This is a genomic window from Plectonema radiosum NIES-515 (genome assembly GCF_025753815.1).
In the GTDB taxonomy this organism is placed as follows: domain Bacteria; phylum Cyanobacteriota; class Cyanobacteriia; order Cyanobacteriales; family Nostocaceae; genus Hassallia; species Hassallia radiosum_A.
Genome location: NZ_JAOWRF010000312.1, coordinates 1 through 2503 on the forward strand (window position 1 = coordinate 1; position 2503 = coordinate 2503).

Below are 2503 nucleotides of genomic sequence, written 5' to 3' on the forward strand. Positions count from 1 at the left end.
CCCACTTAAGTAAAAATGCCCCCCCATAGGATTGAATTATTAGGAAATTCTCAGTTAATGTCGAATGTTGCCTATATTGCCTAACCTGACTAGAAAAAGTCTTTAGATTACGGAAATAATTGTGTTTGCTTTTATGACATATTCAAGCTGGGTGCACAGGATAACTCAGCCGCAGTTAGCTATGCACATCCCCGATGGCTTTCTGAATTTACCTGTTATCGCTGTCACATGGGTAATTGCGATCGCTTTAATTGCACTCGCACTTAAGAGAGCGCAGACAGAATACCAAGAACGAGCTGTACCTCTAATGGGTGTATGTGCCGCTTTTATCTTTGCGGCTCAAATGATAAATTTCCCTATTCCTGGAGGCACTTCCGGACACCTTTTGGGTGGAACCCTAGCAGGTGCCTTGTTGGGTCCGTGGGCTGGCTCTTTGGTTATGGTGTCGGTGTTTATCGTCCAAGGTGTAATATTCCAAGATGGGGGCTTGACTGTGCTGGGTGCCAACATTTTTAATATGGGGTTGATTGGCACATTTGGGGGTTATTACTTATACAAAGCAATTCGCTTTGCCATTGGTGGTAATAAATTGTCAGGAATGGTGATTGCTTCCTCTGTTGCAGCTTGGACAAGTGTAGTGGTTGCCTCTGTTGTGTGTGCTGTAGAACTAGCCATATCTCGAACAGTTCCGTTAACGGTGGCTTTGGCTGCGATGGCATCATGGCACGTACTAATCGGTATTGGTGAGGCAGCAATTACCGTAGGAGCTCTTTCGTTTATTTGGCGGACTCGACCGGATTTATTTTACGATCCACCACGCAAGGCAGTTGTTTCTCGTCCTGTGTCACGTTATTAATAGGGATTCAACTATGACTAATGATACGCCGCGCAATCGTGCTTTTGTAATAGCTGGTTTGGGTATTGCTTTGCTAATTGCAATTTTTATTTCTCCCTTTGCTAGTAAAAACCCTGATGGGTTGGATCGAGTTTCACAGGATCTCAAATTTGACAATAAAGCACATGAAGATGCACCAGCTAAAAAGCTACCTTTCTACGCTGTTTTTGATGAATATGCTCTTAGAGGTGTACCGGAAGCTGTAGCTACTCCCATTGCTGGCTTAGTCGGAACTTTAGCCGTTTTTGGCTTGGCTTGGGGAATTGGCAAATTAGTTGTACGTGGTTCAAGTTCATCTAAAGATTGAGTATGATGAATCCCGGTACACCGATGATTCAGAATAAACAACAAGAAAAAAGAGGGGAAAAGGAAGTACGACTTACGCGAAATGATTAAAAAACGAACCGCCAAGTAAGCCAAGTAAGCCAAGGAAGCCTTCTCTCCCTTGAGGCTTCCGGAGACGCGAAGCGTCGACCTAAGGAGAAGGAATAAGAGTTTAAGAGAGTTTTTGCGCTCATTCCTGGGAAGAAAAGAAAATTCCTTTTTAAGCTTTAATTTTTACCCTTACCTCTTCTTTTTGATCAATCCAAAATCCAAAATCTCAAATCCAAAATTATTAGATGCTGCTGCATATTGGGGCATTAGCGCTTGATGTTAATAGTAAACAGATTACTCCCTGGCACAAACTCGCTCCCCGCACCCGGATACTATGTACATTGCTACTTGTGTTTGCAATTGCCCTGACGCCAAATGGACATTGGTGGACTTGGGCGATTTATGGCTTGGCTGTGGCAAGCATTTTATTACTCAGTAAAGTCACCTTCAGTGTGCTACTAAAACGTTTAGCAGTTGAGTTCGGTTTTGTTGGTGTTGTGTTTTTGGGTACTTTGTTTCGAGGTGGTGGTACAGTGCTTTGGGCTTGGGGTCCGCTGCAAATTACTACTGTTGGGCTAACTGTTTTAGGTAGTGTCACTACTAAGGCGTTGCTATCTTTACTGATGTTGAATTTGTTAACTTTAACAACTTCGGTATCGGCGTTGCTTAATGCTTTAATTGAACTGCGAACCCCACCTTTGTTAGTGGCAATTTTGGCTTCAATGTATCGCTATATTGGTGTGTTGATCGGTGAGTTTAACATCATGCGACGGGCAGCAGCATCGCGCAATTTGATGAACAACAATCGTAGTATCCGCTTGGTAGTTGGCAATATGATCGGAGCGCTGTTTATCCGCACTTACGAGCGAGGAAATCGCGTTCATCAAGCGATGCTGTCGCGGGGTTATCAAGGAATAATGCCGATAGAAAAATTACCAGAAGCTGGACGAAATGATGCGATCGCTTTAACTTTGACGCTCATTTTAGCACTACTTGGACAAGCTGTTTACTTAATTTTGTAATTTGTTGGTGGTTAGTTGTTGGTGGGAGCGTGGGAGCGTTGGAGCGTGGTTAAAAAAACTCCCAACTCCCAACTCCCAACTCCTAACTCCCAACTCCCAACTCCCAACTCCCAACTCCCAACTCCCAACTCCCAACTCCCAACTCCCAACTCCCAACTCCCAACTCCCAACTCCCAACTCCCAACTCCCAACTCCCAACTCCCAACTCCCA

The 2503-nt window shown here is 44.3% G+C and carries 3 protein-coding genes; all 3 read left to right on the forward strand.

Annotated features, from left to right (window positions below):
- Nucleotides 1–151 precede the first annotated feature (151 nt).
- The 3 genes from cbiM to cbiQ all read left to right on the forward strand — a co-directional run bounded on the left by cbiM (nucleotide 152) and on the right by cbiQ (nucleotide 2292).
- Nucleotides 152–856 carry a cobalt transporter CbiM gene (gene cbiM, locus OGM63_RS21800; RefSeq protein WP_263747755.1) on the forward strand — a complete coding sequence of 235 codons (705 nt, stop codon included), beginning with the start codon at nucleotides 152–154 and terminating at the stop codon, nucleotides 854–856.
- Nucleotides 857–869: 13 nt separating this feature from the next.
- Nucleotides 870–1202, forward strand: coding sequence for a PDGLE domain-containing protein (locus tag OGM63_RS21805; protein ID WP_263747756.1), 333 nt, complete (start codon nucleotides 870–872; stop codon nucleotides 1200–1202).
- Nucleotides 1203–1515: 313 nt separating this feature from the next.
- On the forward strand, nucleotides 1516–2292 hold the full coding sequence (cbiQ, locus tag OGM63_RS21810) for a cobalt ECF transporter T component CbiQ (RefSeq protein WP_263747757.1): 777 nt from the start codon (nucleotides 1516–1518) through the stop codon (nucleotides 2290–2292).
- Nucleotides 2293–2503 lie beyond the last annotated feature (211 nt).

Coding starts and splice junctions, on each gene's coding strand:
- OGM63_RS21805 (WP_263747756.1), top strand. CDS start 870: ATGACTAATGATACGCCGCGCAATCGTGCTTTTGTAATAGCTGGTTTG.
- cbiQ (WP_263747757.1), top strand. CDS start 1,516: ATGCTGCTGCATATTGGGGCATTAGCGCTTGATGTTAATAGTAAACAG.